The sequence below is a fragment of the Flavobacterium sp. 5 genome (assembly GCF_002813295.1).
Classification (GTDB): domain Bacteria; phylum Bacteroidota; class Bacteroidia; order Flavobacteriales; family Flavobacteriaceae; genus Flavobacterium.
This window is the reverse complement of record NZ_PHUE01000001.1, coordinates 1,205,286-1,230,909: the sequence shown is the minus strand read 5'-3', so window position 1 is coordinate 1,230,909 and position 25,624 is coordinate 1,205,286. Positions and strand designations below refer to the sequence as shown.

22 protein-coding genes are annotated in these 25,624 nt (G+C 31.7%); 19 read left to right on the top strand and 3 right to left on the bottom strand.

What is annotated here, in order from left to right; all coding sequences use genetic code 11:
* Window positions 1-262: 262 nt before the first annotated feature.
* From CLU82_RS05025 to CLU82_RS05015, 3 genes are all read right to left on the bottom strand, one after another.
* Window positions 263-2,659: a glycosyltransferase gene (locus CLU82_RS05025; RefSeq protein ID WP_100842055.1), complete on the bottom strand. Its 2,397-nt coding sequence runs from the start codon at window positions 2,657-2,659 to the stop codon at window positions 263-265.
* 1,037 nt (window positions 2,660-3,696) lie between these two features.
* Window positions 3,697-4,956: an NAD(P)/FAD-dependent oxidoreductase gene (locus CLU82_RS05020; protein WP_100842054.1), complete on the bottom strand. Its 1,260-nt coding sequence runs from the start codon at window positions 4,954-4,956 to the stop codon at window positions 3,697-3,699.
* Between the two features lie 94 nt (window positions 4,957-5,050).
* Window positions 5,051-6,118: a class I SAM-dependent methyltransferase gene (locus tag CLU82_RS05015; protein WP_100842053.1), complete on the bottom strand. Its 1,068-nt coding sequence runs from the start codon at window positions 6,116-6,118 to the stop codon at window positions 5,051-5,053.
* 198 nt (window positions 6,119-6,316) lie between these two features.
* Between CLU82_RS05015 and hutH the strand changes: the two genes are divergently transcribed.
* The 19 genes from hutH to CLU82_RS04920 all read left to right on the top strand — a co-directional run bounded on the left by hutH (window position 6,317) and on the right by CLU82_RS04920 (window position 25,611).
* Entirely contained in the window at window positions 6,317-7,834 is a 1,518-nt protein-coding gene (gene hutH, locus CLU82_RS05010; protein WP_100842052.1) for a histidine ammonia-lyase, read from the top strand.
* Window positions 7,835-7,958: 124 nt separating this feature from the next.
* Window positions 7,959-8,690, top strand: coding sequence for a 3-oxoacyl-ACP reductase FabG (gene fabG, locus CLU82_RS05005; protein WP_100842051.1), 732 nt, complete (start codon window positions 7,959-7,961; stop codon window positions 8,688-8,690).
* Window positions 8,691-8,704: 14 nt separating this feature from the next.
* Window positions 8,705-9,940 (top strand): beta-ketoacyl synthase, encoded by a 1,236-nt coding sequence (locus CLU82_RS05000; RefSeq protein WP_100842050.1) that lies wholly within the window; start codon window positions 8,705-8,707, stop codon window positions 9,938-9,940.
* Window positions 9,933-10,184 (top strand): acyl carrier protein, encoded by a 252-nt coding sequence (locus CLU82_RS04995; RefSeq protein WP_100844940.1) that lies wholly within the window; start codon window positions 9,933-9,935, stop codon window positions 10,182-10,184. The genes CLU82_RS05000 and CLU82_RS04995 overlap by 8 nt, the downstream gene beginning before the upstream one ends.
* Window positions 10,185-10,188: 4 nt before the next feature.
* On the top strand, window positions 10,189-11,058 hold the full coding sequence (locus tag CLU82_RS04990) for a lipid A biosynthesis acyltransferase (RefSeq protein WP_100842049.1): 870 nt from the start codon (window positions 10,189-10,191) through the stop codon (window positions 11,056-11,058).
* 63 nt (window positions 11,059-11,121) lie between these two features.
* Complete coding sequence (locus tag CLU82_RS04985) at window positions 11,122-11,562, top strand: hypothetical protein (protein ID WP_100842048.1); 441 nt, start codon at window positions 11,122-11,124, stop codon at window positions 11,560-11,562.
* Between the two features lie 306 nt (window positions 11,563-11,868).
* The gene (locus CLU82_RS04980; protein ID WP_100842047.1) at window positions 11,869-12,318 is read left to right on the top strand and encodes a thioesterase family protein; all 450 of its coding nucleotides are present in this window, start codon (window positions 11,869-11,871) and stop codon (window positions 12,316-12,318) included.
* A gap of 1 nt (window position 12,319) precedes the next feature.
* The gene (locus CLU82_RS04975; protein WP_100842046.1) at window positions 12,320-13,450 is read left to right on the top strand and encodes a beta-ketoacyl synthase N-terminal-like domain-containing protein; all 1,131 of its coding nucleotides are present in this window, start codon (window positions 12,320-12,322) and stop codon (window positions 13,448-13,450) included.
* A 2-nt stretch (window positions 13,451-13,452) separates the two neighbouring features.
* A complete protein-coding gene (locus tag CLU82_RS04970) occupies window positions 13,453-14,070 on the top strand; it encodes a 3-oxoacyl-ACP synthase (protein ID WP_100842045.1) in 618 nt (205 codons plus the stop codon).
* 2 nt (window positions 14,071-14,072) lie between these two features.
* Complete coding sequence (locus CLU82_RS04965; RefSeq protein ID WP_100842044.1) at window positions 14,073-14,330, top strand: phosphopantetheine-binding protein; 258 nt, start codon at window positions 14,073-14,075, stop codon at window positions 14,328-14,330.
* A gap of 48 nt (window positions 14,331-14,378) precedes the next feature.
* Complete coding sequence (locus CLU82_RS04960) at window positions 14,379-15,581, top strand: beta-ketoacyl synthase (protein ID WP_100842043.1); 1,203 nt, start codon at window positions 14,379-14,381, stop codon at window positions 15,579-15,581.
* Between the two features lie 10 nt (window positions 15,582-15,591).
* Window positions 15,592-16,656, top strand: a complete 1,065-nt coding sequence (locus CLU82_RS04955; protein ID WP_100842042.1) for a beta-ketoacyl synthase chain length factor — start codon at window positions 15,592-15,594, stop codon at window positions 16,654-16,656.
* A gap of 114 nt (window positions 16,657-16,770) precedes the next feature.
* Window positions 16,771-17,544: a polysaccharide deacetylase family protein gene (locus tag CLU82_RS04950; RefSeq protein WP_100842041.1), complete on the top strand. Its 774-nt coding sequence runs from the start codon at window positions 16,771-16,773 to the stop codon at window positions 17,542-17,544.
* Window positions 17,534-18,169: an outer membrane lipoprotein carrier protein LolA gene (locus CLU82_RS04945; RefSeq protein ID WP_100842040.1), complete on the top strand. Its 636-nt coding sequence runs from the start codon at window positions 17,534-17,536 to the stop codon at window positions 18,167-18,169. The genes CLU82_RS04950 and CLU82_RS04945 overlap by 11 nt, the downstream gene beginning before the upstream one ends.
* Window positions 18,147-18,770, top strand: a complete 624-nt coding sequence (locus CLU82_RS04940; RefSeq protein WP_232735217.1) for a hypothetical protein — start codon at window positions 18,147-18,149, stop codon at window positions 18,768-18,770. Before CLU82_RS04945 ends, CLU82_RS04940 begins: the two co-directional genes overlap by 23 nt.
* A 33-nt stretch (window positions 18,771-18,803) precedes the next feature.
* Window positions 18,804-19,175 carry a 3-hydroxyacyl-ACP dehydratase gene (locus tag CLU82_RS04935; protein ID WP_100842039.1) on the top strand — a complete coding sequence of 124 codons (372 nt, stop codon included), beginning with the start codon at window positions 18,804-18,806 and terminating at the stop codon, window positions 19,173-19,175.
* Window positions 19,176-19,215: 40 nt separating this feature from the next.
* Window positions 19,216-20,397: a DUF2062 domain-containing protein gene (locus CLU82_RS04930; protein ID WP_100842038.1), complete on the top strand. Its 1,182-nt coding sequence runs from the start codon at window positions 19,216-19,218 to the stop codon at window positions 20,395-20,397.
* 4 nt (window positions 20,398-20,401) lie between these two features.
* Window positions 20,402-24,091, top strand: a complete 3,690-nt coding sequence (locus tag CLU82_RS04925) for an MMPL family transporter (protein WP_100842037.1) — start codon at window positions 20,402-20,404, stop codon at window positions 24,089-24,091.
* Window positions 24,088-25,611, top strand: a complete 1,524-nt coding sequence (locus tag CLU82_RS04920; protein WP_100842036.1) for an NAD(P)/FAD-dependent oxidoreductase — start codon at window positions 24,088-24,090, stop codon at window positions 25,609-25,611. The genes CLU82_RS04925 and CLU82_RS04920 overlap by 4 nt, the downstream gene beginning before the upstream one ends.
* Window positions 25,612-25,624 lie beyond the last annotated feature (13 nt).

The following is a 25,624-nucleotide window of genomic DNA, read 5'->3' as shown; positions in this document are numbered from 1 at the left end:
ATAGAAATTAAATATCAATAACCCCCATTATTATATTAATTTCTATAAAGTAAAATTCTAAAAAAACGATTATTAAATCCTTATACAACTTTCTGGAAAAGTTATATAATTTCTAGTTTGACCCTTTTGATATAATTAATAAGATTTCAATTAATCGATTTGAATAAAAGAGTTTGATAGCCAATTCTTGGGTCCATAGCTATGTTTTTCTCTAACAAAGCGAAATACCGTTTAAAATTTATATTACATCCAACGGGTTAGTTTATGCTCTTATATAGGATATAGTATTGTCAGCTTTGATGACTGATTTTACTTTATTTGTTTGTGGAATCATTGTGTTTTTTTTGTTTTTTCGGACTTTGTGATTCAAGTGTTTTTGAATTGTAAGTCTCGCCATTAAATAGCTTACTGTCGATTCTGCACCTTGATTCAAATTGATATAATCTTCTTCTAATCCGTCATAGCAACCTCCCGTGCAAGGGTTGTAGATTATTTGATGCAAATGATTGTTTCCTAAAAACCAACTGAAACCTATTTCCATTTTTTGCAAATACTCTTTTTCTCGGAAAATATTATAGAATTTGCTAAGAGCAAGTATCGTGTAGGCTACATCGATGGGTTGTTCACCACCTATTACTTCCTCTTTTGTTTCTTTACCATTAATAAGCCAACCTTTGTTTGAAATCACTTTTATACTGTTGTTTCTGTAAATTTTAGACAATAAAAAGTCAAAGGTTTTTTTAGCAATTACTTTGTAATTGTGTTCGCCTGTTGCTAGATAAGCACATAACATGGCTTCGGGTAAAATACTATTAGCATATGTAAGGTAGCTTTCGAACCAAAGCCAATTTTCTTTAGATTCATGTTTGTACATTTGATGCAACTTGTTGGCAAAATGTTCTATCAAAGCCACGTTTTGATTAGAACTATTTTTCAAATTACTGTAATAAAGTCCTTTTATAATGAATGCCATTGCTCTTGTAGAATGAATTTTTGTAACATTTGTCAATGCTTTTTGCATTGTTGATACCGCTTGTTCTTTCAAATCCAGAGATAATAAATCACTTATAGAAATTAAGTAACCCAAAGCCCAAATGGCTCTTCCGTTTGCATCAGCAAGGTTTTCACTGTTTTGTTTGGTGAATTTTTCATCGACACAGACATAATTCAAAAAGTAATCGTCTGATTGAAAACAGAAGTTTATAAAATTGAAATATTGGTTTATATATGGTAAATCGGCAGAATCATTCGTTAATTCATAATGCTGACACATGGCTACCAAAGCTCTCGCATTATCATCCAGAGTATAACCCGAAGCCAAATCAGGTTGATTAATTACTGAAAACTGAATCATTGCAAATGGAGTGGTTAACCTTTTGAAATGATTAAGATTGATTTTAGGAATTTTATAATGCAACGCTATTTTTTTGGCAGATGTTTTTTCAAATAATCTGCCGTGTGCAATTGCAGAATTCTCCCAAGCTGTTGGTGCCAATTTGTGAATTCCGTTTAGGGCAATGTCTTTTCGTAATTGTTCATTACCTAATAAATTAATCACATTTTTAGCTAATTGTTCGGAGTTTTCAAAATCGATAATAACACCAGTTCCATTTTTTAATACTTCAACTGCATGAGGAATTGGGGTTGAAATTATAGGACAACCACAGCTTATGGCGTAAGAGAAAGTGCCACTGACTGCTTGGTTTCTATCTTTGGAAGTAAACAGATAAATATCCGTTAGCTGTAAATATTCCAGTAAAGCATCCAATGGCAAATAAGCATCTACAAATTTTACATTATTGTCTAATTGCAGTTCTTTGATTTTAGCTTTCAGGAAGTTTCTATATTGTTCACCTTCATGCCTCACCACGCTTGGATGTGTCTTTCCAATAATAAGAAACAAAACTTCTGGCTCTTCTTTGATGATACTTTGCAAAGCATCCAAAGTAGTTTCGATAGACTTTCCAGAACTCAACAGCCCAAAAGTGGAAATGATTTTTCGTTCCGATAAATTATATTTTTCTTTTAGAGATTCTTTATCTGAGTGTTCTACCAAATGTGTTCCATGGGGAATTACCGTAATTTTATCGGAGATAACATTATAGTCACTTTCTAATAATCTGGCAGAATTATTGGTCATTACAATAAAGGCATCTACTATACTATCTATCTCCAGAACATGTTGTCTGAATTTTTCGTCTGGACGAGGCAATACAGTATGACAAACCATTAGTATTGGTTTATTAATTGATTTTAAAAAGGAAATAAAATCGTCTTCGTTTCCTCTAAATAGACCAAATTCATGCTGAATTAAAACTATTTCTATAGTTTTATTTCTATTGATGTTTTTAGCTAATTCTGCATACGAATTTTGATTATCTGTTTCCAAAATAGCATATATATCATCTACATAAGTGTGTTTTTCACTTTGGAGTTCTAAGGCTGCAATTTTTATAACAAACGACTTTTTAAATTGTTTATTTAATGCCAATATTAAATCTTGAGAATAGGTCGCAATTCCACATTCTCGAGGAGGATAAGTGGTAATAAATAAAATTTCAGGTAGCTTAATTTCTTTTTTTGGAAAGTTCGCGATATTGTTAGAACCAATTTTAAGTTCTTTATTCGTGCTTGTCGTAAATAAATGGATATTTTTCATCGGTGTGTAATTTTTCAATTGGTGTATAATTTTTCACTTTATTTTTTTATATAGGATTAATTTTTTTAGCAATTTGGATAAACTCGTTGATGCACATCCAATTCTTTTATCGGCAGCGCCATAATATATTATATAAAGTATCGTCAAAAACTACTGCACCAGTTGGAAAGCTCCCAAAGCGTTTACACCATCATAAGCCGTATAGTTCAAATAATATAAATCTTCAATTTATACTATTTTGTGATCTTGCATTCCGTAGCTTTCGTATTCAAATTCGGGAGAAAGCAATGGTGTTTTCATTCTTTCTTCGATTTCTAATGGGCCTATTAATTTGCAATATCCAATGTGGTCTCTTGCAGAATTATTCTATGTTTTTTTAACTTTCATCATAACTTTTGTTCCCAGAATTTGAATTTTAATCAGGATTATAAAGTTCAATTTTTAAAAACAGAAGTAATTATATTACTTTTCTAAAAAGTTATATGATTCACACTTTTTTCTTTCTTATAAGAATAAAATTTAAACAAAATATAGCGCTATTGTATTGATATTCAATTAAAAAAATGTTTTTCAAGTTACAAATAAAAACCAGATTATAAAATAAGTGAACGTTAATAATTTATTAATTGTAATCAAAGTCATATGTATATTTGTAATAAAAAAACCTCTAAATGATTTTAGAGGTTTTAAATAAAATTTTTATTCTGTTATTTTGATAAACGAGTATATCTAAAAGAGTGAAATATTAGAGTGCTGATTAAATTTGAAATATCGAATCTTTTTTTAAGATTTAAGAAGTAAACCCTATACGTTTTCCTGAATAAAGTTTTTACAATAATCTTTTATGAGTAGCCTTGTACTTCTATTGCTGCACTGTAAATTTCAGCTTTATTGCTTGCAAAAAAGTTTATATAATCTTTTGGAACAGTTTCCTGTGTAAAGTATTAATATGTTTTAAACGAATAAGCAAATGATATTTATAATACAGAATTTTGGATCAAAGCCAAAAATAAGCTGTAACACAAGAACGGATGTAATTATGATAATTGGTTTTTTATATTTTGATTATTCATGTCGATGATGTGCGCCATGTTTTTGATAAGATTATCGTGTTTTTTTACAAAAGGATTTTCTTCGTCCCAAACATAACCAGCAAGTACAGCACATATTTTTCTTTTGGCATCAGGATTTTCGGGTTGATGAAAAAATAAAGTTTGTAGATTTCCTGTGTACCATTCCTTTACGTAAGTGGTAAAAACAGCAATTCCCTGTTTCATATAGGCTGTAAATTCTTCTTCCCAATCTACCGTGATACCTTGTGATTCTTTTAAAAATAATTTAGCGGCAAGCATGCCGGATTCGGTTGCAAATGAAACACCCGATGAAAATACAGGATCCAAAAACTCCGAGCTATTTCCAGTAAGTGCAAAGCCATCTCCATACATTTTTTTGACAGATCGTGAGTAGTTTTCTAACTTGATTGGTTCAAATAGAAAATCAACTCCTGCAAAACGTTTGATGTAATAATCGGAAAGTTGAATAGCATTTTTCAGCGCTTTAGCATTATCATTATTAGAAGATAATGAATTGATGAAATCAGTTGGTCCCACAACACCTAAACTGGTATTTCCATTCGAAAAAGGAATAACCCATAACCAAACCTGCGTTTCCAGAATATCAAACGAAATCATGGTTCCTTCTTCACCTACAGGACGGTTTGTATCTACTACATGGGTAAATATAGAAGAGTGAGGATCTAGTTTTGAAGGTGTATCTAAATCTAAGAGTCTTGGTAAAACTCTTCCGTAACCACTGGAATCTATAATGAATTTGGCATGAATTTCTTTTAAGGCTCCATCTTTGTCTTTAACAACAGTAGTTGAATTTTTTCCTTCAAAAGCTACCGAAATCACCTCTGATTCAAATTCTAAATCAATGCCTTTTCGAATAACTTCCTGTGCCATAGTATTATCAAAATCGGCTCTGGGAACTTGCCATGTCCAATTCCAACCTTCGGAGAATTTATCGCTAAAATCGAAAACACAAATCTGTTCTCCTCTAATAAATCGGGCGCCAAGTTTTTTTTCAAAGTTCATAGCGTCCAAACTTTCAAATAATTCGGCCTCAGCAAAATGATCCATTACTCTAGGAATAAGGCTTTCGCCAACTACAATTCTAGGGAATTTCGTTTTTTCGACAACCTTAATGTTGATTCCTTTTTTATGAAGGTAAGAAGCCGAAACACATCCAGAAGGTCCTGCTCCAATGATTAAAACATCTACGAATTCTTGTACCATTATGGTTTGCAATTAAATATTTTGAAAAAGTAAGATAACTCATTAGTACTAAGTTGTTATCTGTTATATTATGCAAATTTAGAACTTTATCATTTTACAATGCTTTTTTTTTGCATTTAATCAAGGTATGGCTTACCCCAACTGTTTCATGTATTTCATCGATTACAAAACCAACTTTTCCAATTATTTTTAAAATATCTTTCGAATGAAACATTTGGCTATTACCATTTGCAACAGCAGTAAAATACAAAGAGGTAGCATGTAAAATGTAGCTGGAAGATTGAAATTTTTGTAAATCCCAAAAGGCTTCCAGAATATAAAAACTGGTATTTTCTGCCATGGCATCATGAGCTTTGTGGAAAATTTTTTCTATTTCTTCCAAAGAAAAACAATCTATAAACTGACTCATCCAGATGATGTCAAAATCTTTTGGCAATGTATTGGAGTCATCCAATAAATTAATGTCTTTGGTAAAAATTCTATCTTTTAGATTATTCTCAATAATGTTTTTTTGAGCCATTTTGGTTTGTCCAGGCAAATCCAGAATTGTAATTTTTACTGTTGGATCGTATTTTGCACATTGTAAAGCAAATTTTCCAGTATTGCCACCAACATCCATTATGTTTTTTGGATTGGAGGCAAATAAAATAGGGAGAATCTCAGGAAAAGTATGATCCGAGTAAAAGTGGTCAAAGTCAAACCAACTTTTTTTGATTTTTTCTGGCAATTCAGATAAACCCATATAAACGTTAGGCCAATTTCCCAATTCTTTTAATCCTTCGGGTTTGCCATTTACGATGGATTCTTCAAGATGATTAATGGCTAAATAATTTACATCCTGAGTAAAATCCATATTGATATTGGTCATTTTATCTCTAAGTATGAAATAGCCTGTTTTTGTCAGTATAAATTCATTGTCTCTTAAATATACCATTTCTAAGCTTAAACCTGCTTCAAGTAATACTTTTACTCCGTATACAGGTAAGTTTAATGCTGAGGCAATGGTTTCTATACTCGCTTTGGAGTGGTCGAATATATATTCTAAAATACCCAAATTTCGAAGTGATTTTGCCGCTTGAAACATAACTGGGGCAAAAGCAATCTTTTGAGCATCTAAATTTGACTGAATGACACTTTTTTTATCTGAACCAAAATCTTTCATTATTATATTGACATTTAAGTTGTTTTGTGTGTTTTTGTTTTACTGTAGTTATGTTTTTATGATCGTGACAATATAAAAAATATTGATTTACTGATTCTAGCGATATTGTGGTACATTTGTAGATTCAAATTTAACCACATTAAATTCTAAATAAAAATTAAATTATAATATATTTAATTTATTAAAATAACTTGTTGAATGAATACTATAAAGGAATATTTAACCCTAAAAGAGTTTGAATCAGTAATTTTTGATAATAATACAATAGCGATTAGTCAAGTTGTTTTAGATAGAGTTCATGAAAGTTTTGATTTTTTAAAAGCATTTTCGGTTAATAAAATTATTTATGGTGTAAATACAGGTTTCGGGCCGATGGCTCAATATCGCATTAAAGATGAAGATCGTGTTCAACTACAATACAATTTAATTAGGAGCCACGCTTCTGGAACGGGAAAACCTTTGAATGCAATTTGTGTTAAGGCATCAATATTAGCTAGGTTAAACACACTTTCATTAGGGAATTCAGGAGTTCATCCATCCGTTATTCATTTAATGAAAGAGTTAATTAATAGAGAAATTACTCCTTTAATTTTTGAGCATGGTGGAGTAGGAGCGAGTGGAGATTTAGTACAATTGGCACATTTGGCTTTGGTACTTATTGGAGAAGGAGAAGTTTTTTATAAAGGTGAAAGAAGACCTACTCAGGAAGTTTTTACAATAGAAAAATTAGAACCTATTCAAGTTGAAATTAGAGAAGGTTTGGCGTTAATGAACGGAACTTCTGTAATGACAGGAATTGGAGTTGTAAATGTGCATCAGGCTAATAAATTACTGGATTGGTCGATTAAATTTTCGGGTGCAATCAATGAAATTGTACAAGCGTATGACGATCATTTTTCGGAAGAATTAAACAGTACAAAACGCCATAAAGGTCAGCAAGAAGTAGCTTTAAGAATGCGCAAGAATCTTGAAGATAGTTCTTTAATAAGAAAAAGAGAAGATCATTTATATTCTGGCGAAAACACTGAAAATGTTTTCAAAGAGAAAGTGCAGGAGTATTATTCTTTGCGTTGTGTTCCTCAAATTTTGGGTCCCGTATTAGAAACCATTAATAATGTGGCTTCTATATTGGAAGAAGAATTTAACTCCGCAAATGATAATCCAATTATTGATGTAAAAAATCAGCATGTATATCATGGGGGAAATTTTCATGGAGATTATATTTCTTTGGAAATGGATAAATTAAAAATCGTTATTACCAAATTAACAATGCTTGCCGAAAGACAGCTGAATTATTTATTGAATTCAAAAATAAACGAGATTCTACCTCCATTTGTTAATTTAGGGACATTAGGTTTCAATTTTGGAATGCAGGGCGTACAGTTTACGGCAACTTCAACTACTGCCGAAAGTCAGATGTTATCGAACCCGATGTATGTGCATAGTATTCCGAATAACAATGATAATCAGGATATTGTGAGTATGGGGACTAATGCAGCTGTAATTACTGCTAAAGTGATAGAAAATGCTTTTGAAGTCTTGGCTATAGAATTGATTACCATCGTTCAGGCGATTGATTGTTTAGAACAAAAAGATCAGGTTTCATCTATAACACGAAAAATTTATGATGATGTTCGGGTGATTATCCCAAGATTTGAAAAAGATCAGGTAATGTATCCTTTTGTTCAAAAAGTAAAAGAATATTTGATCCAGTAGAGACGTTACACTGCAACGTCTATTAAAGGTAGAAACATTGCACGGCAACGTTAATTTAAGGTAGAGACGTTGCACCGCAACGTCTAATAAAGGTAAGCAGTAATCTAAATTCTAAAATAGAAATATGAAGTGTGCATTGGTAACAGGAGGTTCAAGAGGAATTGGTAGCGCTATTTGTAAAAAATTAGCTCAGGATTCCGATTATCATATTTTGATTAATTACCATTCCAATAAAAAAGCAGCCGAAGAAACCTTAGAAACAGTAATTGCAAATGGTGCTACTGGAGAAATTATGCAATTTGATGTTGTTAATTTTACCGAAGTTCAATCAGTATTAACACAATGGCAAGAGACCAATCCTAAAGCTATTGTAGAAGTAATTGTTAATAATGCAGGAATTACCAAAGATGGTTTGTTCATGTGGATGAGCCAGGAAGATTGGACCAGTGTTGTTAATACCAGTTTGAATGGTTTTTTTAATGTGACTAATTTTTTTATGCAAAAAATGCTCCGAAATAAATATGGACGAATTGTAAATATGGTGTCTTTATCGGGTGTTAAAGGGACTGCTGGACAAACCAATTATTCTGCTGCCAAAGGTGCTGTTATAGCCGCTACTAAAGCTTTGGCACAAGAAATAGCCAAAAGAAATATCACCGTAAATGCTGTAGCACCTGGTTTTATAAAAACTGATATGACCAGTGCGCTCGATGAAGCAGAATTAATAAAAATGGTACCTCTAAATCGTTTTGGTGAAGCCGACGAAGTGGCCGATTTAGTCAGTTTTCTGGTTTCTAAGAAAGCCAGTTATATTACGGGTGAGGTGATTAATATTAATGGTGGAATTTATTCATAAAAATAGAGTTGAGAATGAATAATAGAGTAGTCATAACAGGAATGGGAATTTATTCTTGTATAGGAATATCGCTCGACGAAGTGAAAGATTCTTTATTTGAAGGGAAATCAGGAATTGTATTTGATGCCGAACGTAAGGAGTTTGGTTTTAGATCGGCTTTGACAGGGACAGTTCCCAAACCTGATTTGAAGAATTTGCTTACCAGAAGACAAAGAATAAGTTTAGGAGAAGAAACAGAATTTGCTTATATGGCAACTATTGAAGCATTGAAAAATGCAAATATCGATGAAGCCTTTTTTGATGAAAATGAAGTCGGTATTATGTATGGAAATGATAGTGTTTCTAAAGCTGTTATTGACGCAAATGATATTATTAGGGAGAAAAAAGATAGTGCATTAATTGGTTCAGGGGCTATTTTTAAGTCTATGAATTCAACAGTTACAATGAATCTTTCTACTATATTTAAGCTAAGAGGGATTAATTTGACCATTAGTGCGGCTTGTGCCAGTGGCTCTCATTCTATTGGAATGGCTTATTTTTTAATTAAAAGCGGTTTTCAAGATTTAATCATTTGCGGTGGAGCACAGGAAATTAATAAGTATGCTATGAGCAGTTTTGATGGTTTGGGTGTTTTTTCTGCTAGGGAAGAGGAACCAACCAAAGCTTCAAGACCTTTTGATATCAATCGTGATGGTTTAATTCCAAGTGGTGGTGCAGCGACTTTGATATTGGAATCATATGAATCGGCCATAAAAAGAGGTGCTACTATTTTGGCAGAAGTAATAGGGTATGGATTTTCATCTAATGGAGGTCATATTTCTACTCCAAATGTTGAAGGTCCATCTATAGCAATGCAAAGAGCATTGGACGAGGCAGGGATAAAACCAAGTGAAGTAGATTATATTAATGCACACGCAACATCAACACCAGTTGGTGACATTAATGAAGCAAAAGCTATTTTTGAAGTCTTTGGAGAAAATAATCCTTATGTGAGTTCTACAAAATCAATGACAGGACACGAATGTTGGATGGCGGGAGCTAGTGAGGTTATTTATTCTATTTTGATGATGCAAAATGATTTTATTGCACCCAATATCAATCTAGAAACTCCAGATGAAGATGCCGCAAAATTAAATCTAGTTAAAACTACATTAAATAAAAAAATTGACATATTTTTGTCGAATTCCTTCGGTTTTGGAGGGACAAATTCAGCATTAGTTGTCAAAAAGTATAAAAAAAATAATGAATAAAGAAGCAATCATAGAGAGGGTAAATGGGTTTTTAATTGATGAATTTGAAGTAGATGGTGGTGATATTCAATTAGATGCTAATTTGAAAGATACTTTAGGATTGGATAGTTTAGACTATGTAGATCTTGTTGTTTCTATTGAGTCTAACTTTGGTGTAAAATTAGTTGAAGCTGATTTTGTAGGAATAGATACATTTCAAAGTTTTTATGATTTAATAGAAACTAAAATAAAATCAAAGGCCTAATTTAATGAGTAAATGGGATGGTAAATCAAAAGGCACTGTTCTAGGGTATAAAATCTTTGTTTTTTTTATAAAAAATGCAGGGGTAAAGTCTGCTTATTTTATACTTTATTTCGTAGCATCCTATTATTTTATTTTCCTTAAAAAAAGTAATGTTTCAATCTTTTATTACTTTAGAAAAAGATTAGGATATCCGTATTTAAAATCTAAAATGATGGTTTATAAAAGTTATTATACTTTTGGACAAACCATTATTGATAAAATTGCCATTGGTGCAGGCTTAAAGAGTAAGTTTACTTATGAACATGATGGCCAGGAGTACATCATTAAACTTTTAGAAGAGAAAAAAGGTGGTGTACTGATTAGTGCTCATATTGGAAATTTTGCTGTAGCAGAAAATTTTTTCAGTGAACTTGATCTCAATTTTAAAATAAATCTAGTTATTTCCGATTTAGAACATTCAGCAATCAAACAATATCTTGAACGAGTTACCGAAAAATCTAAGATTAATTTTATATTAATCAGTGATGATTTGTCACATATTTTTGAAATTAATTCAGCACTAGCCAAAAATGAATTGGTTTGCTTTACTGGAGACAGGTACTTTGAAGGAGTAAAATCATTAAGTGAAAAATTACTTGGAGAGGAGGCACTTTTTCCAGCGGGACCATTTCTTATAGCATCTCGACTAAAGGTTCCTGTGGTTTTTGTATATGTAATGAAAGAGCCTAATTTGCATTATCATTTGTACACTAGGGAAGCCAAAGTAAAGCATCGTGATGAAAAAGGTTTACTAAAGGAATATACTGAAAGTCTTGAAAGTATGTTGCGAAAATATCCGCTGCAATGGTTCAACTATTTCGACTTTTGGAATTAAGTACATAGCTTATAGTCGTGTCAGAAAAATTAAAGCATTTTGTTAAAGTGAAAAAAGAAACAAATGGAGGAGTTTGTAAATAAACCGATCGGAGGTAAAGATTTTGTGAAGAATCTAATTCCTCAAAAATTTCCATTTGTAATGGTAGATACATTGTATTCCTATTCCGAAACTGAGTTAGTTTCAGGTTTTACCATTCCAAAGGATTCTGTTTTTTTGGAAAATGATTATTTAACAGAGTCTGGTATAATTGAGAATATGGCACAATCTGTTGCCTTACATACCGGATATACTTTTTTTTTAAAAGGAGGTCTTACCCCAATGGGTTATATTGGTTCTATCAAAGATTTAGAAATAAGAGAACTTCCCAAGCTAAATAACGAAATTAAAACTACAGTGTATGTTTTACTTGAATTTGGAGGAATTACTTTGGTCGATGTTGTCAGCAAATTGAATGATGTTGAAATAGCCAAAGGTCAAATAAAAACGATTCTGGCTAAATGATCTAGCTACTAATTGAAAATTAATTTTTAACTTATTCTTATATAACAGGGTTTAAAAAGTATTAGGTATATTTTTTGATTTCAAGGTCGGATTTTGAGCACTTGATTCGTATTACTACTTTAAAATAGCTGCAATTGACAGAATTCGTATTCTTGAGTTTATCCTAATTAAAATAATACAGGCTATTGTACAATCCTCATTAACAAATTGAAGTTTAAAAGGCTTTTATAATGTACTTTTGCACGAACCATCATTTTTGAATTTGATGTTGGGATTTTTTAATTACTACAACCTTAGCATTGCTTTATGATACGAAGAAAAGAGCTTTATAAAGAGGCAACTTCCTTGACCGTTTCACACGATATTCGTGTTCGTTTTAGCGAAGTAGATTCGCTCGGAATCGTTTGGCACGGTCACTACATTACTTATTTTGAAGAAGGAAGAGAAGCTTTTGGACGCCAACACGGACTTGCTTATTTGGATGTTTTTGCTAATAATTGTACAACTCCCATTGTAAAAACGACCATTGAACACAAATTATCGCTTCGTTATGGTGATGTTGTTCGAATAGAAACAACTATTTTAGACACCCCAGCTGCAAAAATGATTTTTAGGTTTACCCTATTCAATGATAAAAATGAAATTGTTTGTACTGGAGAGACCCTTCAGGTTTTTTTAGATAAAGAAGGGGATTTATTGTTGACCAATCCACCATTTTATCAAGAATGGAAAAGAAAAGTAGGCTTAGAAAAATAGAATGTTAAGAGAAGTATATATCAACGAGACGAATTGCATTACGCCTATTGGGTTTGATGTACCTACTAATATAAAAAATATAGGTAATGAAGTTTCGGGTATTCAATGGCATAATAATAATGATTTATTTCAAACTCCATTTTATGCATCAATTATAAATGATGATGAGTTGAATTTGGCTTTTGGCAAAGTGTCTATCTCAAATGAATATTCGAGATTAGAAAAAATGATGATTTTGGCATTGGAACCAATTATTAAAAAGACCAATTTTGATTTGAATCATCGAACGGGTTTTATTCTTTCTACAACCAAAGGAAATGTGAGGGCATTAGAAAATTTAGAAAATATTGAAGCGGTTTATTTAAATCAATTAGCAAAAAAGATTGCTGATTTCTTCGAATTTACAGCCGAACCTATTGTAGTCTCTAATGCTTGTGTGTCCGGAATATTAGCGGTTTCATTAGCCAAAAGATTAATTCAAGCTAATTTATACGACAACATATTTATAGTCGCTGGTGATGAAGTTTCGAAGTTTGTTCTTTCAGGGTTTAATGCTTTTCAAGCGATAAGTAATCAGCCTTGTAAACCGTATTCAGTTAATAGAACAGGAGTGACACTGGGTGAAGCAGCTGCTGCAGTTTTAGTTTCTTCTAATAAAGCAAATGCTAAAATAAAAATTATAGGAGATGGCTCCATCAATGATGCAAACCATATTTCAGGACCTTCTCGAACAGGAGAAGGACTTTTTAGAAGTATTCAGAGTGCTTTGGCAGAAGCCAAAATAAATAGCAGTCAGATTGATTATATTTCTGCTCACGGAACGGCGACTTCGTTTAATGACGAAATGGAAGCTATCGCCTTTAATAGACTAGGACTTGAAAATGTACCTGTAAATAGTTTTAAAGGATATTATGGTCATACCTTAGGAGCGTCAGGATTGTTAGAAGCTATTATTGGAATACAATCGGTTGAAGAAGGTAAGTTGTTTGCTTCATTAGGTTTTGACACCATTGGAGTGAGTCAGCCCATTAATGTTATTGAAAAAAATGAGGATGCTGTCATTCGTTATTTTTTAAAAACAGCTTCTGGTTTTGGCGGAAGCAATACAGCCGTTTTATTTGAAAAAGTATAGTAATGTCAGTAAATAAAAATTATATTAAATCTTTTTGTACGATTCAGAAAAACCAAATTTTTTTGAATGGAGAAACTGTTTTTAGTACTGAGGATGATTTATTTGCTGGTTTTTCAAAGAAAGCCTATCAGCATTTTGAAATCAATTATCCAAAGTTTTTTAAAATGGATAATTTGAGTAAATTGACTTTTTTAGGAGCAGAATTGCTTTTGAAAGAGGAGAATAAAAATTCAGAGGACAACAATACAGCCTTAGTTTTTGCTAATAAATCATCAAGTTTGGATACCGATGTGAAATATCAAAAATCCATTTCGGATTCAGAAAATTATTATCCAAGTCCAGCGGTTTTTGTTTATACACTGCCTAATATTTGTTTAGGAGAAATTAGTATTAAACATCAATTGAAAAGCGAAAATGCTTTTTTTATATTTGCTGATTATGATGCAGTATTTATGCAGAATTACTGTACGATACTTTTGGAAACCCAAAAGGCAGACAAAGTCTTATGTGGCTGGGTCGAATATTATAATGAAGATTACAAAGCTTTTCTTTATTTAGTCGATAAAAAAGGCAAAATAGAACACAATCACGAACAATTAAAAAAATTATACAATCAATAATTATGGAGGCATTAAAGAACGAATTAAAAAGTAAAATCATAGAAATTTTAAATCTGGAAGAAATTACTGTTTCAGATATTAATGATGATGATGCCTTATTTGGAGACGGTTTAGGACTTGATTCTATTGATGCATTAGAACTTATCGTAATGCTGGACAAAGATTACGGAATCAAATTAGTGGATCCAAAAGAAGGAAAAGCTATTTTTCAATCTATTGAAATTATGGCTACATATATTACAGAACACAGAGTTAAGTAAGTTAAGAATTACTATATAAAATGCTTAATTAAGTATCTAACAATCTAAATGTATAAAGGAGTAGCTATTACAGGAATGGGTATTATTTCTTCAATTGGAAATTCAGTTGAGGAGAATTATAATGCCTTACTGAATAGTCAAGCAGGTATTACCACTATCGAAAATATAGCGACGATTCATGCTGATCTCATAAAGGTTGGTGAAATTAAAAAAAGCAATCAGGAGCTAATTGACGAATTGCAATTAAAGAAAGATAATAATTTTTCTAGAACTGCTATGCTTGGAACTTTAGCGGCTAAGCAAGCTGTTGAAAATGCAGGAATAACAGCTATTAACGAATATAAAACTGGATTAATCTCTGCCACCACTGTGGGTGGAATGGATATGACAGAACGTTACTTTCATGATTTTTTTGACAATTCTGAAAGCACAAAATACATTAGCAGTCATAATGCTGGCGATAGTGCAGATAAAATAGCTGAAGCATTGAGTTTAGAAGGTATGGTAACCACTATTAGTACCGCATGTTCTTCGGCTGCGAATGCTATTATGTTAGGAGCACGATTAATAAAATCTGGTAAGCTGGAACGTGTTATTGTTGGCGGGACTGATGCCTTGTCCAAGTTTACAATCAATGGTTTCAAAACACTTATGATTTTATCTGATGGCTATAATAAACCATTTGATAATGATCGAAAAGGGCTGAATCTAGGAGAAGCTGCTGCTTATTTAGTACTGGAATCTGAGGAATTGGTCAAAAAAGAAAATAAAAAGGTTCTGGCTAGAATTTCTGGTTATGGAAATGCCAATGATGCTTTTCATCAAACTGCTTCTTCGGAAAATGGTGAAGGTGCTTTTTTGGCTATGAAAAAAGCGTTTAAAATTGCTCAGTTACAGCCCGAACAAATTGATTATATTAATGTTCACGGTACTGCAACTCCCAATAATGATTTATCCGAAGGTAAAGCGATTCTTCGATTGTTTGGTGAAAATAAGGTACCCGATTTTAGTTCAACAAAGCCTTTTACGGGACACACTTTGGCGGCGGCGGCGGCGGTTGAAGCCATTTACAGTGTGCTGTCAATTAAGAATAATGTAGTTTTTCCCAACTTAAATTTTGAGACTCCAATGACCGAATTTAATTTGGTACCACAAACAACTTTAAAACATAAACCTATAGAACATGTACTTTCTAATTCTTTTGGATTTGGAGGAAATTGTTCGACTCTGATATTTTCTAAAAGCGAATAATCATTTAAAAATGAGTAAAATATATATAAATGGTTCAGGTTGTATTTCGGCTCAAAAAACGTTTGATACTGTTTTTCTTGAAGAAGCAGTATTAAATGAAAAAGAGACCATTCTGCCGATATTTCAGCCCGTTTATAAAGATTTTATTTCACCGATTGCCATCAGAAGAATGGCCAAAGGGGTTAAAAATAGTATCGTGGCATCCACTCTTGCTTTGAGAGAAGCCCAGTTGGAAACTGTTGATGCTATTATTACAGGAACGGGTATGGGCTGTATTGAAGATACGGATAAGTTTCTGAAATCGATTTTAGATAATAATGAAGAGTTTTTGACACCCACTTCTTTTATTCAATCGACTCACAATACTGTTGGAGGTCAAATTGCTTTAGGACTTCAATGCAAAGCCTATAATCTGACGTATGTTAACGGTTCGGTTTCTTTTGAATCGGCACTTTTTGATGCCAAAATGAAAATTGAAGAAGCGGAAGCTTCTTCAGTATTAGTCGGAGGAATTGATGAAACGGCTGGTTATACGGCTTCATTATTTCAACTGGCAGAGCTTGTAAAAAAAGAAAATAATGCCCCGTATTCACTTTTAGAATCTACTTCAAAAGGAGCTGTTCTTGGCGAAGGAACCACTTTTTTTGTTTTAGAAAATGAATTAAAAGAAAATTCTGAAGCTGTTCTTTTAGATGTTGAAATTCTGAACAAATTGGCAATAGATGAGGTTGAAAATAAAGTAATTTCTTTTCTGGATTCCAATAATTTAAAACTAAAAGATATTGATGCTGTAGTTTTAGGGTATAATGGAGATGTGAATTCGGATTTGTATTATAAAAAATTATCTCAAAATACTTTTTCAGATACACCACAAGTATATTACAAGCATTTGAGCGGTGAGTATGATACGGCTTCGGCATTTGGATTATGGGTAGGTGCCAAAATTATCAAAACTCAAAACATTCCCAATATTGTTAAGATAAATGCGTTAGAGAAAGAGACTTATAAAACGATTCTTTTGTACAATCAGCGCAATGGGAAAAATCATAGTTTTACTTTAATTTCAAGCTGTTGAAATGAGCATGACCTAAAATTGGTCGCAAACACGAATAGTAGTTATGCGACTCGAGCGATAGCGAACAGGCGAAGCAATTACATATGACCAATGAAGAACAATAAATATTTGCATATGAAACATACGATAACCACTTTGTCTTTTATTTTGATACTCTTGCTTCTCGCTGTAGCAAGTTTATATATGGTGGTTCAAATCAAATATTTTTTACTGGTTGGATGTTTGTGGTTTTTAATTGTATTTATTGGTTCCTCATTTATTGGTTCCAATTATCATGTAAAAACCTATTGCAGTAATCCATTGGTAACCGAAAAAAAGATTGCATTGACATTTGATGATGGTCCAAATGAAATGACGCTTTTTGTTTTGGATGTTTTGAAAAAATACAACGCTAAAGCAACTTTTTTCTGCATTGGAAAAAATATCGAAACATATCCTGCTATTTTAGAAAAAGTAATACAGCAAGGACATACCATCGGAAATCATTCGTATAGTCATTCTTCTGCTTTTGATTTTTATAATAAAGATCAGGTAATTACAGAAATTGAAAAAACGGATAAGTTAATTGCATCTGTTTTAGGAAAGAAAACCACTTTATTCCGACCGCCTTTTGGAGTTACAAATCCTTCCATTCGAAAAGCTTTGACTGTAACCAACCACAAAACAATTGGCTGGAATATCCGATCTCTGGATGGAATTATTAAAAACGAAAAATTTCTATTAGAAAGGTTAATTAAAAGGATTAAACCTGGAGGAATTGTACTTTTGCATGACACATCTATCCAAACAGTACATGTGCTGGAGCAATTGCTCTCTTTTTTGGGAAAAAATAATTACAGTGTGGTTTCTTTAGAGGAACTCCTGAATATAAAAGCATATGAAGATTAAATTTTTATTAATACTGGTTTTTTTGAATGTCTGCCATTTTCAATCATCGGCTCAAGAACAGAAGATGACTGAAAAAGAGATTACTATTTTTAAACAATCAGTAGCGGTAGTTTCTAAAAAAATCAAGACTTTGAGTACCGATTTTGTGCAATACAAACATCTTGATTTTCTCTCCAAAGACATTGAAACTTCGGGAAAAATGGTTTTCAAAGAACCGAATACTTTACTTTGGCAATATAAAAAACCTTATAACTATTCTATTGTTTTTAAGAATGGAAAAATATTAATTAATGACGAAGGAAAGAAAAGTGCAGTCGATATTGGAAGCAGTAAATTATTTGCAAAAATCAATAAACTGATTGTAGGAAGCGTAAGTGGAGATTTATTTGATGATAGAGAATTTTCGATTTCGTATTTTAAAAATAAAGACCAAAATAGCGCTAAATTTATTCCGAAAGATGCGACTCTTAAAAAATATATTAAGCAAATAGATTTGACTTTTGACAAAGAGGATGCAACAGTAATTCAGGTCAAATTATTAGAATCATCTGCAGATTATACCCGAATTGTTCTAAAAAATAAAGTAATCAATGCCAAAGTCGATGAAGCTTCTTTTTCGAATTAGTTGTTTACTTTTTTTATTAACTTCATGCTCCAGCAATAAAGTGATAAAGGATTATAAAACAGTTGCTTTAGAAAAAACTGTTTTTGAAGTTCCCTTTTTTTCTAATCCAAAAATAGACTATGTTTATAAAGCTAATATTTCTGTTTATGGAAAGGAATTGACAGGTATCTTTATTGCGAAGAAAATAAATGACACCACGCACAGAGTTGTTTTTACGACCGAATTTGGAAATAAACTTTTTGATTTTGAGATTTCAGAGAATGATTTTAAAGTCAATTTTATTTTAGAAGAACTGGATAGAAAAATGCTGATTAATACTTTAGTGACTGATTTCAGATTGCTATTGCGAAGCCATTATTCGATAAATAGTCAGTTTGAGAATGATACGGAAAGAGTTTATCAAGCATTGGATACCAATAAAATGAATTATTTATTCGTTTCAAAAGGAGCAAATAAATTAGAGAAGATTGTTTATAGTTCTAAAAGAAAAGCCATAATCAGCCTTCTTTATACTTCTAAAAATGATATTTTTGCAGAGAATGTAATTATTCAGCATCAGAATATAAAATTAAAAATCGAACTTAATTATTTTAAGGAATAAGAAGAAAGTATACGGTTGATGTAAAATAAAGCTATGCTATTAAAAGATTTTTATACCATAAAGGCATTGGAAAATACTGCCGATTCTAAATATAGTGCCCAAATTAGAATCAATGAAAAGCATGAAATTTTTAAAGGACATTTTCCAGGGAATCCTACGATGCCAGGTGTTTGTATGATGCAGATTATCAAAGAACTGACAGAACAAATCACTGGCAATACTTTGTTTATGGAATCTTTGACTAATGTAAAATTTACGGCATTGATTAATCCATTTGTAAACCCAGAATTACTTTTGGAATTGGATGTAATTACAACGGAGGACAATTTGGTTAAGGTTAAAAATGTCAGCTATTTTGATGAAACTATAGCTTTAAAATTAAGCTGTGTTTACAGAAAAGTGTAATTAAAAAGCATCAATAATTTTAATTTGTCCCAATAAAAATATGAGTACTAGTTTTTCGGAAACAGCACGTATGAATCAATATAAAGTTTGTGTTATTATACCCACTTATAATAATCATAATACTTTGAAGCGGGTCATTGATTCGGTTTTATTGTGTACTTCAAATATTATTATTGTTAACGATGGTTCTACAGATAGTACAGCACAAATTCTTTCGACTTATCCGAACTTGATTCAAATTCACCATCCAAAGAATTCAGGAAAAGGGACAGCGCTTCGTAATGGTTTTAAAAAGGCTCTAGAGTTAAGCTATGATTATGCCATTACAATTGATTCTGATGGCCAACATTTTGCATCTGATATTCCTAGTTTTTTAAACGCTTTGGAAACAAATCCTGATGCACTCTTGATTGGAAGCCGTAATATGGTTCAGGAGAATGTTCCCAAAAAGAGTAGTTTTGGAAATAAATTTTCAAATTTTTGGTTTTGGTTTGAAACAGGCAATAAGCTCGAAGACACGCAATCTGGTTTTAGATTGTATCCTTTGCAAAGAATACCAGTTTATTATTTTACTACTAAATTTGAGTTCGAAATCGAAGTTATTGTACGTTCGGCTTGGAAAGAAATTTCGGTAAAAAACATTCCGATTCAGGTTTTGTATGACCCGAAAGAACGGGTTTCTCATTTTAGACCTTTCAAAGATTTTACCCGAATTAGTATTCTTAATACGGTTTTGGTTATTATTACTCTGCTTTATATTAAGCCAAGAGATTTTTTTAGAAAACTTAAAAAAAAAGGACCTAAACAATTTTTCTTAGAGAATGTTTTGCACAGTGAGGATTCTAATATATGTAAAGCCTCTTCAATTGCATTAGGTATTTTTATTGGGATTTGTCCTTTTTGGGGATTTCAAACCATTTTGGTGCTGTTTTTAGCTGTTTTGTTAAAGCTGAATAAAGTTATTGCTTTTGCCTTTTCTAATATAAGTTTTCCTCCATTTATTCCATTTGTTATTTATGGTTCACTCAAAATAGGAAGCTATTTTGTAACTAATGATAAACCTTTGATTTTGAGTGCAAATATGACGTTTGCTGATATTCAAAAAAACATTACTCAATATCTTGTTGGAAGTTTTATTTTAGCGACTTTTATGGCTCTTTTATTTGGTCTTACTAGTTATTTGCTATTTCATTTAGCAGATAATTTAAAACATAAAAAATAGCTAAATGCAAAAGCTTTTTTTCGATTTATATTCCTTCATCACTACTAGAAAATTCCTTTCATTGGGGATTGCAATTGCTATAGTTTTGTTTCTAGGATTCTTTGCTTCAAGAATCTCTTTTCAGGAAAATATAAATCAATTAATTCCTTCTAATGATCAATCTGGAATTACTTCAAAAGTATTAGATCAGGTTAATTTTGTAGATAAAATAACTATTATTATTTCTACTAAAGAATGGGGTTCCTCTGAGAATTTGACCGAGTATGCCAATGTTTTTTTAGATAGTTTAGATTCCAATTGCAAACCTTTTGTAGCCAAAGTTCAAGGTAAGATTGAAGAGGAAAATATTCAGGAAACTTTTGATTTCATATATAATAATCTACCTCTCTTTTTGGATCAAAAGGATTACGAACAGATCCTGCATAAATTACATAAAGACAGTATTGTTAATAGTATAGCGTCTGATTATAAATCGATAATTTCTCCTGCAGGATTGGTTTCCAAAGATTTTATTCTTCGTGACCCACTTGGTATTTCGTTTATTGCTTTAAAGAAAATGGAACAGCTTAGTGTTGGTGATGATTTTGCATTGCAAAACGGATTTATATTGACCAAAGACAGGAAGAATTTATTGCTTTTTATAACTCCAAAATTGGCGACCAACGAAACGGATCAGAATACACTTTTTATTAGTAGTTTAGAGAAAATAAAAAAGAATCTAAATCACCAATTCAGAGGTAAAGTCGAGATGTCTTATTTTGGTGCAACTCCTGTTGCTGTTGCCAATGCCACACAAATCAAAGCCGATGTGCAAAATACTTCAATCTTTGCGGGAGTTACTTTGATTTTAATCCTTGCCTTTTTTTACAGAAGTATCACAACTCCAATAATCATTTTTATTCCGTCTTTGCTTGGTGCTTTATTTGCATTGACTGTTTTGTATTTCTGTAAAGGAACTATTTCGGCTATTTCGTTAGGTATAAGTTCTATTTTATTGGGCGAAACTACTGATTATTCGATTTATGTTTTAACGCATTTAAGGAACAACAAGAATGTAAAGTTGCTTTATAAAGACATTACAAAATCTTTATTGCTTTGTGGTGTAACAACATCTATTACCTTTTTATGTCTGTTTTTTATTAAGTCTGAAGCATTGCAAGATTTAGGTATTTTTGCAGGATTGAGTGTAGTTTCTACTACTTTTTTTTCATTGGTTTTAATACCGGTTTTGTATAAATTTAATTCTAAAGCTCTTGTTCAACAACCAAATGTAATTGACAAACTAGGGGGGTATTCGTATCATAAAAATAAATTTTTGATAAGTTTCACGCTAGTATTAATAGTGGTTTCTCTTTTTACGTATTCAAAAGTTACTTTTAATAATGATCTTTCGGCTTTAAATTTTATGACTCCACAATTGAAACTGGATGAAAATAAATTAGATAAAATAGCGAATAATGATGGTACACAATCTATTTATTTGGCGACTTATGGGAAAAGTTATGATCAAGTTGTAGCCAATAATAATCTCCTTTTCAAAACTTTAGAAAAAGGCAAATCTTATAAGGGGATTTTAAATTTCAGTTCTATTGGTGGTATTGTTTTTTCTTCAGAAGTGCAAAAGAAAAAGATTGAAGATTGGAATAAATTTTGGAGTTCACATAAAAAAATAAATCTGCATCAAAATTTAATTAGCGAAGGAAATCGGTATGGTTTTAAATCTGATGCTTTTTCAGGCTTTTATGAATTACTTGATAAAAAATTTAAACCAATAGCTATTGATGAATATTTCAAAGTAAAAGCTTTTTTTCTTGATGAATTTGCTGCTCAAAAAAATGATTTTTTTACTATTTCTACCTTGGTAAAAGTTCCGAAAGAAAAAAGAGATGTGTTTGTAAATCAAATAAAAAAACAGCCAAATTTGATTGTAATTGATAGACAACAAACCAATGAAACATTTCAGGAAACACTGAAAATGAATTTTGAAGATCTTGTCAATTATTCTTTTATTGCCGTGTTTTTTGTTCTTTTATTTGCTTTTAGAAAAATTGAATTGGCAATTATAAGTATCATTCCGATATGTATAAGTTGGATTTTTACCACAGGAATGATGGGATTGTTCGGAATACAATTTAATGTGGTCAATATCATAGTTTGCACGTTGATTTTTGGAATAGGAGTCGATTATAGCATCTTTATGACTTCGGCTTTGCAAAAGGAATATACTTTTGAGAAAATAGAATTACCAAGTTATAGAACTTCAATTATACTCTCGGTAGCCACAACAATTTTAGGAATTGGGGTACTTATTTTTGCCAAACATCCAGCCCTAAAATCGATATCATTAATTGCTATTATCGGAATATTTTCAGCACTAATGATTACATTTATTTTGCAACCGTTGGTTTTTCATTTTTTTGTCACCAATAGAGTAAAAAAAGGGAAAGCGCCTTATGAAATTAAGCGATTAGTACATTCGGTTCTTTCGTTTACTTACTTTGGATTAGGATCTATAGTACTCTCATTGGGAGGCACCCTTTTGATGATAATTTTGCCTTTTTCAAAACAATCAAAACTAAGAGGATTTCATTTTGTGATGTCCAAATTTCAGCATTCAGTTTTGATGAGCTATCCTTCCATAAAACAAAAAATAGTTAATATCTCGAATGAAACCTTTGAGAAACCTGCCATAATTATTGCCAATCATAGTTCGTTTCTTGATATTTTGGCGATTGGAATGCTCAGTCCTAAAATCATCTTTTTGGTTAGCGATTGGGTTTATAATTCGCCTGTTTTAGGAAAAGGAGTTCGTTTAGCAGGATTCTACCCAGTCTCCAGCGGTATTGACAATGGTATTGAACATTTGCGTTCCAAAGTGCAGGAAGGGTATTCTATTGTGGTTTTTCCTGAGGGGACACGTTCTGTGGATAATGTTATAAAACGTTTTCATAAAGGAGCTTTTTATTTGGCAGAGCAATTGCAATTGGATATTATTCCAGTAATTATTCACGGATATTCCGAAGTTTTACCTAAAAGTGATTTTGTTATTAATGGTGGAAAAACTACGGTGACAATTTTGGATAGAATTCAATATGATGATATCTCTTTTGGTAATACAGTCGCCGAAAGAACTAAAAAGATTAGCAGCTTCTTTAAACTAGAATATAAAAAGATGCGTTTAGATTTAGAAGGTGTTGATTATTTTAAAGCTAAGCTTATTAATAGTTATGCTTTCAAAGAGATTGAGGTTTTGAATACAATAAAAGTGGATCTAGAACAACATTTAGAACTATATCATAATTTAAATAAGTGGATTGATTCTAAAGCCAAAATACTTCATTTTGGAAATGATTATGGACAATTGGATGCCTTATTGGCTTTGCAAGAACCACAAAGAAAAATTGATGCTGTAATTGTTTTAGACGAGAAGAAAGTTATCGCCCAAAGTAATTATATCTTTAAGAAAAGAAAAATTAATTATTTGAATCAAAATGAAATAGATATTCATAAGAAATATGATGTAGTATTGATTTCGGATGAAGAAAATGTAAATAATTTGGAAGAGGTTTGTAATTTGGCAACCACCATAATTGTATTAAATGATAAAAAATCAAAGGGGATAATCATGTCATTGGGTTTTGAAATAGAGTTTGAAGCTGAAAAAATGATTATTGCAAAAAAAGTGATAGAATGAAAAAGCACTATGATGTTGTTATAATCGGAAGTGGATTAGGCGGATTGGTTTCGTCTATTATTCTAGCCAAAGAAGGTTATAGTGTTTGTGTGCTCGAAAAGAATAATCAATTTGGAGGTAATCTGCAGACCTTTGTTCGAGATAAAACAGTTTTCGATACTGGGATTCATTACATCGGAGGATTGAGTGAGGGTCAAAATCTCTATAAATATTTCAAATACATTGGAATTATGGATGGTTTGAAACTCAAAAAATTAGATGAGGATGGACACGATATGATTTCTTTTGGAGATGTGAATAAAGAATTTCCACATGCTCAAGGATATAAAAATTTTGTAAATCAATTGGTGAAATTTTTCCCTGAAGAAAGAGAAGCCATAAACAAATATTGTGAAGCGATTATTAGCACCTGCAATACCTTTCCGCTTTATAATGTAAGTGCAGCAGGACGATATGATAATGATATTTTATCTGTAAATGCAAAAGAATTTATTGAGAAAATAACAGATAATAAAATGCTACAGGCTGTTTTTGCAGGAAGTAATTTTTTATATGCAGGAAGTGGAGCAAAATCACCTTTTTACGTGCACGCATTGACTGTTAATACCTATATGCAAAGCTCTTGGCGTTGTATAAATGGTGGTGGTCAAATCACTAAATTATTATTAAAAGAACTCAAAAAATATGGCGGTGTTGTTTCTAAATATAGAGAAGTTGTTCAGTTAGTTGTTGAAAATAAAACAATAACTACTGCCAAGATGAAAGATGGTACAAGTGTTTCTGGAAAATATTTTATTTCGAATATAGATCCAAAAGTAACCTTGAAACTGGTAGGTGAAGAGCATTTTAGGAAAGCTTTTGTAAACAGAGTTTCCAGCTTAGAAGGAGGGATTTCTGCGTTTAGCTTATATATTGTTTTTAAGCCAAAGACTTTTAAATATTTAAATAAAAATTATTACCATTTTAAAGAAAGCAGTGAAGTATGGGAAGCTCAAGACTATACTGAAGAAAATTGGCCAAAAGCCTTTATGTCTTCTATGGGTGTCTCCAATAAAGATGATGGCTGGGCCGAAGGAATGACTTTTATTACCTATATGAAATACGCCGATGTGGCTCCCTGGCAGGATTCATTTAATACCATAGCCGAAGAAAATGATAGAGGCGAAAGTTATGAAGTTTTTAAAGAGCGTAAAACCAATCGATTTTTAGAATTAATAGAGCTCAAGTTTCCTGGTATTAAAGATTGTATTCGTTCTGTACACACTTCTACACCCTTGTCTTATCGGGATTATATAGGAGGACACAATGGTAATATGTATGGTTATGATAAGGATTCTAGCAATCCTATGAAAACATTTATTCCTTCCAAAACGAAGTTAGAAAATCTCTATTTGACAGGTCAAAGTGTCAATATGCACGGAGTTTTAGGCGTTACAATTGGAGCTGTTGTGACTTGTTCGGAAATTTTAGGGAAAGAGTATTTAGTCAACAAAATTAATGAAAGTGTTGGTTTAGAATAAATAGAGTATTACG